Source organism: Tychonema sp. LEGE 07196, from assembly GCF_963890365.1.
Lineage (GTDB): Bacteria > Cyanobacteriota > Cyanobacteriia > Cyanobacteriales > Microcoleaceae > Microcoleus.
Genome location: NZ_CAWPRX010000134.1, coordinates 1 through 7,009 on the forward strand (window position 1 = coordinate 1; position 7,009 = coordinate 7,009).

The 7,009-nt window shown below is 45.6% G+C and carries 5 protein-coding genes and 1 tRNA gene; 3 read left to right on the forward strand and 3 right to left on the reverse strand.

Features of this window, described 5'->3' with window-relative positions; translation table 11 throughout:
- The first annotated feature begins 82 nt into the window (after positions 1-82).
- Positions 83-1,219: a sulfotransferase gene (locus AACV78_RS15815; RefSeq protein WP_194012888.1), complete on the forward strand. Its 1,137-nt coding sequence runs from the start codon at positions 83-85 to the stop codon at positions 1,217-1,219.
- A gap of 171 nt (positions 1,220-1,390) precedes the next feature.
- Here the strand turns inward: AACV78_RS15815 and AACV78_RS15820 are convergent, their stop codons facing one another.
- The 3 genes from AACV78_RS15820 to ald all read right to left on the reverse strand — a co-directional run bounded on the left by AACV78_RS15820 (position 1,391) and on the right by ald (position 3,836).
- On the reverse strand, positions 1,391-2,173 hold the full coding sequence (locus tag AACV78_RS15820) for a TrmH family RNA methyltransferase (protein WP_194012889.1): 783 nt from the start codon (positions 2,171-2,173) through the stop codon (positions 1,391-1,393).
- Positions 2,174-2,247: 74 nt separating this feature from the next.
- Positions 2,248-2,329, reverse strand: a tRNA-Leu gene (locus AACV78_RS15825).
- Between the two features lie 418 nt (positions 2,330-2,747).
- The gene (gene ald, locus AACV78_RS15830) at positions 2,748-3,836 is read right to left on the reverse strand and encodes an alanine dehydrogenase (protein ID WP_194012890.1); all 1,089 of its coding nucleotides are present in this window, start codon (positions 3,834-3,836) and stop codon (positions 2,748-2,750) included.
- Positions 3,837-4,120: 284 nt separating this feature from the next.
- On the opposite strand from ald, the gene AACV78_RS15835 reads away from it, so the two are divergent.
- On the forward strand, positions 4,121-5,656 hold the full coding sequence (locus AACV78_RS15835; RefSeq protein ID WP_194012891.1) for a DEAD/DEAH box helicase: 1,536 nt from the start codon (positions 4,121-4,123) through the stop codon (positions 5,654-5,656).
- 82 nt (positions 5,657-5,738) lie between these two features.
- Positions 5,739-6,962 (forward strand): DUF790 family protein, encoded by a 1,224-nt coding sequence (locus tag AACV78_RS15840; RefSeq protein ID WP_194012892.1) that lies wholly within the window; start codon positions 5,739-5,741, stop codon positions 6,960-6,962.
- Positions 6,963-7,009 lie beyond the last annotated feature (47 nt).

Below are 7,009 nucleotides of genomic sequence, written 5' to 3' on the forward strand. Positions count from 1 at the left end.
GTTTCTGGGTGATACTCTTAGTATTACTCCGTATTAAATACCAAACCTATTTCACATAAAATTTAGTTTTTACTTAATGATCGTGAATACCAAAATTCTTCACATTCAGAGCAAAAATAGAACCCCTGCTAGTCTCATCGCCAATCTGCAAGATTTTAGCTATGAATTAGGAGAGGCTATCGATCCCCAAATTATTATTCAGAATCCCCATCTCACTTTATATTGCCTCGATCTGGAAAATCAACAAGCCATTTTTGTAGAAACGCCTTCAGATATTGATATTTATGAGGCTCCTTTTCTTTACCAAGCGCAGTATGAATATGCCCAGCGATTAATTGCCGTCCCCTATCCAGAATTTTACCAACTGGCTGCCAATATAGACGATTCAATTGGCAAAATTACGATGATTTATTCCGTTGGACGCTGTGGGTCTACTTTGTTAAGTAAAGTATTTAGTCAAGTTGATACAGTCCTCAGTTTATCAGAACCAGATATTTTTTCCCAGATTGTCGCCATCCGTAACCCCGATGGCAGTAATGATGAAGCACTCGGACAATTACTAAAAAGTTGTATTTATCTTCTCTGCAAACCGACTGTAAAAGGCAACCCTTCCCATTGTGCACTTAAATTGCGTAGTTTTGGCATTGAAATCGCAGACTTAATATACAGCGTATTACCTGATGCCAAGCTAATTTTTATGTATCGCAATGCTCGAGATGTCGTGAAATCATCTATCCGTGCTTTTGTCCATTTGAGTGCCATGCTGCCGATAATAGCACAGAACATAGAAGCATATAGTCGAGTAGTTCCTTTACTTAAGGAGTATGCCAGCTATATAGATTTTACCGACTCTAATGCCACTGATTTATATACAACTATGTGGCTGTCTGTAATGCACCGTTACCTATTACTTTGCCAACAAGATATTCCGATCTGTGCTATTCGATATGAAGATTTAGTTGCCGCTCCCCAACAGACGATCGGTGAGATTTTTAATTATTGTGATTTGCCGATTTCTCAAGTTTCCCAAACTTGTAAAGTATTTACAAAAGATTCTCAGAGTGGTTCAAATTTCTCCCAAGAAAATACGCGCAAAAATGACATTAAAATACCGGATACTTTAGATATTCAGCAAAAAATTGCTAATTTATTGCAAAAACATCCCCAGATTAAAACATCGGACTTTATTGTTCCCTATACTTTAGGATTTTCTCAATAAAAAATTTGCAATAATGGCACAATATTCTTGCTATTTTGCCATTATTTTAAAATTGTCAAATCCCTTTATTTCTATTTTTGAGTTAAAACAGGTTTCCCTGTAGATATCACCTGTTCCACAATATCAGCGGCTCGACTCACACCACCAGCCCCACGAAAAGGCGAGTAAATCTCACATCGACTGACTTCTTTGCCGCTGAGCTTCGTACAGGATGAGGGCAGAGGCGATCGACACATTTAATGATTCTACGTTGCGGCTTAGGGGGATTTGGATTTGTCGATCGGCCAAACTTTTCAATTCTGGCGACAAACCAGAGCCTTCGTTGCCCAAAACTATCAGAGTCGGCACTCGCAAATCTACTTCCCAATAAGTTAAACTCGCACCGGCAACGGTTGCTAATATTTGCATTCCCCGATTTTTGTACCCGGAGACTGCGGCGGTTAAATCTGGAGTGACTGCTACGGGCAGCTTAAACCAAGCTCCTGCTGAGGCGCGCAGCACCTTGGGATGGTCAAAATCGGCGCTGTCGGCGCTCAGCAGCAAACCGTCGGCATTAGCAGCCGCGGCCGTGCGGACGATCGCCCCCAAGTTGCCGGGATCTTGGATTGTTTCGAGGGCTATTCCTAAAGTTGATATTTCTGCCGGCGCTGTGGCGGTGCGGGGTGCGGTGGCGATGATGCCGTCTGGTTGAACTGTGGTGGCGATCGACTCTAACACTTTTTCACTGACTAATTCTGTGCGATCGGCCAAACTACCAATTTGCTCCCACAATTTCCCGTGGCGATCCAACCATTCGGGAGTGCAGCAAACTGTTTCTAGCAGGTGTTTAGCGGCGCAAGCTTCTTCGAGCAAATGCGTCCCTTCTAGTAAAAATAATTGTTGTTCCCTGCGTCCCTTCGAGCTGTGCAGCTTGCGGATTTCTTTGACTAGGGGGTTTTGAATACTTGTCAGCATTGTGTTAATTCAGCAGAGCGAATGGGGTTATTTCCTGTATCGGGTTAACCCCAAACTTTTTTCTGCTTTTGGAATGCGGAACCCGGGACTTGAACCCGGAAGGCTTGCACCACATGAACCTGAATCATGCGCGTCTACCAATTCCGCCAGTTCCGCATCGGTCACGAATTAATACTATGCACTATGTTCCCGAATTTGTCAAGTGTTTTTGGCAATAAAATTTTAATTGGGGAATGCGATTAATAAATGGCCCATGCCGATTATGTTAAAATTGTCTTGGCAGATAGTTCTCAACTCGGCTACCTATAGCAATTCTAAATCATTATCACGGGCGGTGATTTCCCCAGAATCTATGTGTAAGGACACGGCAGTGCCGTGTCCCTACAGAAAATCATTTAGGATTGCTATATGTGTCAGCCATTAACCCTCGATCCTCAAGAAAAAGCGACAATCTAACCGCGACGCACAGGCTATTCAATAACTACAAAATTTAGTAATCTTGTAGGGTGCGTCAGCCAAGTGTTAGTTTATTAATCGAGAAACTACGACCTGACGCACCCTACAGGATTTAGATTTAATCGGCTAAATCTGGGAAAACTTCGCGCACCGCCGGATGCACCAATCTGTGATTCTGTACGTTCAATCCCTTCGCCAAACTCGGATTGGTTTCCAATGCTTTAATCCCGTTATTTGCTAACTGCAAAACATAGGGCAAGGTGCTGTTATTCAAAGCTATAGTCGCTGTCCAAGGCACGGCACCGGGCATATTTGGTACGCCGTAATGCACGACTTCTTCTTCGATATAAGTAGGATTTGTGTGAGAAGTTACTCGCAAAGTTTCCACGCAGCCACCTTGGTCAACGGCTACGTCAACAATTACAGAACCGGGGTGCATTTTGGCAACAAATGCGCGAGAAACGAGCACGGGAGCTTTTTTGCCCAATACTAAAACTGCGCCGATTAACAAATCTGCATCGGAGATAACTGCTTCTATTTGTAAAGGACTGCTGTAGAGGTATTCTACTCTGGAACCGAACAGAGTTTCTAAGTAGGCTAGGCGATCGACATTTACATCCAAAATCTGCACTCTAGCGCCCATTCCTACAGCAATACGGGCTGCTTCCGTGCCGACGATTCCGCCGCCCAAAATCACGACTTTGCCCGGTTGTACCCCCGGTACGCCGCCCAAAAGTACGCCTCTGCCGCCTTGCTGCCGTTCCAGATACCGAGCACCAAACTGCACGGCCAAACGCCCTGCAATAATGCTCATCGGTGTTAGCAGTGGCAATTTCCGGTCGGGGAGTTCGACGGTTTCGTAGGCGATGGCCTGGATTCCGCTGTTGATTAATTGCTGGGTTAATGCGCGATCGGCTGCTAAGTGCAAATATGTAAATAGCAACTGCTCTTTTTGAAGCAGCGGATACTCAACGGGAAGCGGTTCCTTAACTTTAACAATTAGTTGCCGGTTCCAGACATCTGAAGCCTTTGATACAATCTTAGCCCCTGCTTGAAGGTAGTCCTCGTCGGTAAAACCGGCCCCAACACCAGCATTCGTTTCGACGAAAACTGCGTGACCTTTGTCCGAACAAGCCCGGACACTTGTGGGACTGAGCCCTACTCGAAACTCTAAATCTTTGATTTCTTTGGGAACGCCTATTTCCATCTACAACCTCTGAATCTCAGGCTTATATCGTATCGAATCTAACTTGAAAATAATTCCTACCGGAACAATACCATTGGAAATTTTAGATTTGGCAATCCGGCTGGGGCTAGGCGAACAAATTTTTGAGTTTCATCCCGTGGGATTTGAATTGCTTAAATTTTAGATCGATCGCAGATTTAGGGTAGATTAACACGGATTAACGCAGATAATTTCAAGAATAGTCAATATATTCGATCGATCGCCTATAATTTAACAGGCTTGCACTCAGCGCTTCTCAAAAACAAATGCCACGCATACCTACATTAACATTCGATCGCGGAACGCTATTGTTGCACCCGCCGCCCAAAGGCAGAGACTGGGTGGACTTTGCTACGTGGGACGATCGCGTGGAAAAATTCCGAATTCGGGCAATTCACTACCGCCCGCTGGTAGAATCTCTCCAAGCTGAGTGTACTAATTTCACCGACGAAGCCAAGGGATACGAACCACTCGAACTCGTACCCAGCGTCGAAATGCAGCCTTACCCGCATCAAAAAGAAGCCTTAGCAGCTTGGCAGCAAGCAGGAAGCCAAGGAGTAGTAGTCCTCCCCACCGCTTCCGGCAAAACTTATCTGGCACAATTAGCCATGCAGGTCACGGGCCGCAGTACATTAATTGTAGTACCAACTCTCGATTTAATGCACCAGTGGTACGCTAATTTGAAAGCTGCTTTTCCCGACATCGAAATTGGATTGTTGGGCGGAGGTTCGCGGGACAAAACACCAATTTTAGTGGCAACTTACGACAGCGCCAGCATTCATGCAGAAACTTTAGGTAATAAATACGGGTTGTTGGTTTTTGACGAATGCCACCATTTACCAACGGACTTTTATCGAGTAATATCCGAATATGCGATCGCCCCTTTTCGACTCGGACTGACAGCAACACCGGATCGCACCGACGGCCGCCACAGCGATTTACATTTCCTCGTCGGCCCGACAGTATATAGCAAAAGACCGGAAGATTTGGCAGGCGACGCGTTAGCCGAACATAAAATAGTTCAAATCATGGTCAAACTGTCAAAAGAAGAAACCGATCGCTACAGCGAATTCATGAACATTCGCAACGACTTCTTAAAACAGTCTAACATCAAAATATCCAGCCTCGAAGGATGGAAACAGTTTATCATGGCCAGCGCGCGATCGCCCTTGGGAAGGCGCGCCATGCTAGCCCACCGCCAAGCCAAAGAAATCGCCCTTTGTACCGAAGGAAAACTGCGAATCTTAGCTCAAATACTAGCAGAACACTCTCCCCAGCGCACCCTAATCTTCACCGGAGACAACGCCACAGTTTACCGAATTTCCCAAGAATTTCTCATCCCCACAATCACCCACCAAACCCCAGTCAAAGAAAGGCACGAAATTCTCGCCCGCTTCCGCAGCGGCGAATACAAAACCCTCGTCGCCTCCCACGTCCTCAACGAAGGAGTAGACGTACCCGATGCCAGAATTGCTATTATATTGTCAGGTACAGGAAGCGAACGCGAATACATCCAAAGATTGGGTCGAGTTCTCCGCAAAAGCAGCGATGCCAACAAGTTAGCAATTCTCTACGAAGTAGTCACCGAAGACACCAGCGAAGAAAGAACATCCCAGCGCCGCCGAGGAGGAATGCAGCTTCACAAACCGCAACCAAAGACACAAACTGAACCACCACCAACCGAATATCCGAAATTAGAAACTGTCAAACCAACACCAATTTACGGAGTCAACCGAGAAACCACAAAAAAAGCCGCAGAATCACCAGCCAAATGGGGAGAAGATGATGAAATTCCCTGGTAGCCAACCTAAATTCTTCTTCCTTCCTTCTTCCCTTCGCGTCCTTTGCGCCTTCGCGGTTCGTTAAAAATAAAACTATTCACAAATGCTACCAACCGACTTACTAAGCCACCGCCAAAACGGAGAATCAATCATTCCCCTACGTCTCAAGATAGATGCGAAAAACTTAGAAGCAGCGACAGAAATGATCAACTGTTTCCAAGAGTCGATCGGCAAAACCCAAGGCGAACTCGACGGACGCTTGCTGGAATTAGAAGGCGACAGCCCCGACTATCGCCTCAAACGCGGATTAGCGCACCTGCTGAAGGGCGGTTTCTCCACCTTGGAAGTCATCAGTCCCCTAGAACCATCAGACTTGAGACAGCGAGTATTTGCGTTGTCAGCGCGATCGACTCCCAGCCCACAATCCACCCAAATAACCCTCGAAACAGTAGCCACAGAGCTCAGCCAAGACTTAAACAGAGAAGTTTTTACCCACGAAATCAAAACAGGTTTATACGCCGATTTAAACGAAAACAAAATCCTCACCCAATTTGACGCACCAACACCCGAAAACTTGCTTCACAGATACAACCTTTCTCAAGTTCAAGGCATATTTTACCGCGCCAGTCAAGTCAAATTAACCGCCCACCGCAACGATCCAGGAGAATACAAACTCCTATTTCGCTATCTGAAACTATTTCAGTTAATGACATACATTGAAGGCGATGCAGACCACGGTTTTACCCTCACAATCGACGGGCCCACAAGCTTGTTTAAACCCAGCACCCGCTACGGCTTAGCCCTCGCCAAAATGCTGCCCGCACTCCTACACGTCACCAAGTGGAGTATGCACTCAACCCTGCAAACCAAAGATGCTTTTAGCGGTGTTGTGAAAACAGGTAAATTCACCCTAAATTCCGACTGCGGTTTAGTCAGCCACTACCCCCCAGGGAAACCCTATGATAGTATGTTAGAAGCAGCATTTGCTGACAGGTGGGACAGCTTAAAAACCGAGTGGAAACTCGAACGAGAAGTTGATTTAATTCCGATTCCCGGAAGCGTGATGATTCCCGATTTTCGCTTAGTGCATCCCGACGGGCGAGTGTTTATATTAGAAATAGTTGGCTATTGGCGGCCGGAGTATTTACAAAAGAAATTTGCTCAAGTACAAAAGTCTGAATGCGATAATTTGATTTTAGCGATTTCCGAACGTCTCAATTTGGAAAAAGCTGGGGTGAATGTAAAAGATGTGCCAGCAAAAGTAGTTTGGTTTAAAGATAAATTGTTGCCGAAATCAGTGCTGGAAGTCCTCGATGAGGATACATAAGTTGTTGTATCTAGATTGTGTATGGTGATTGAGGGGGAGATTGGGAG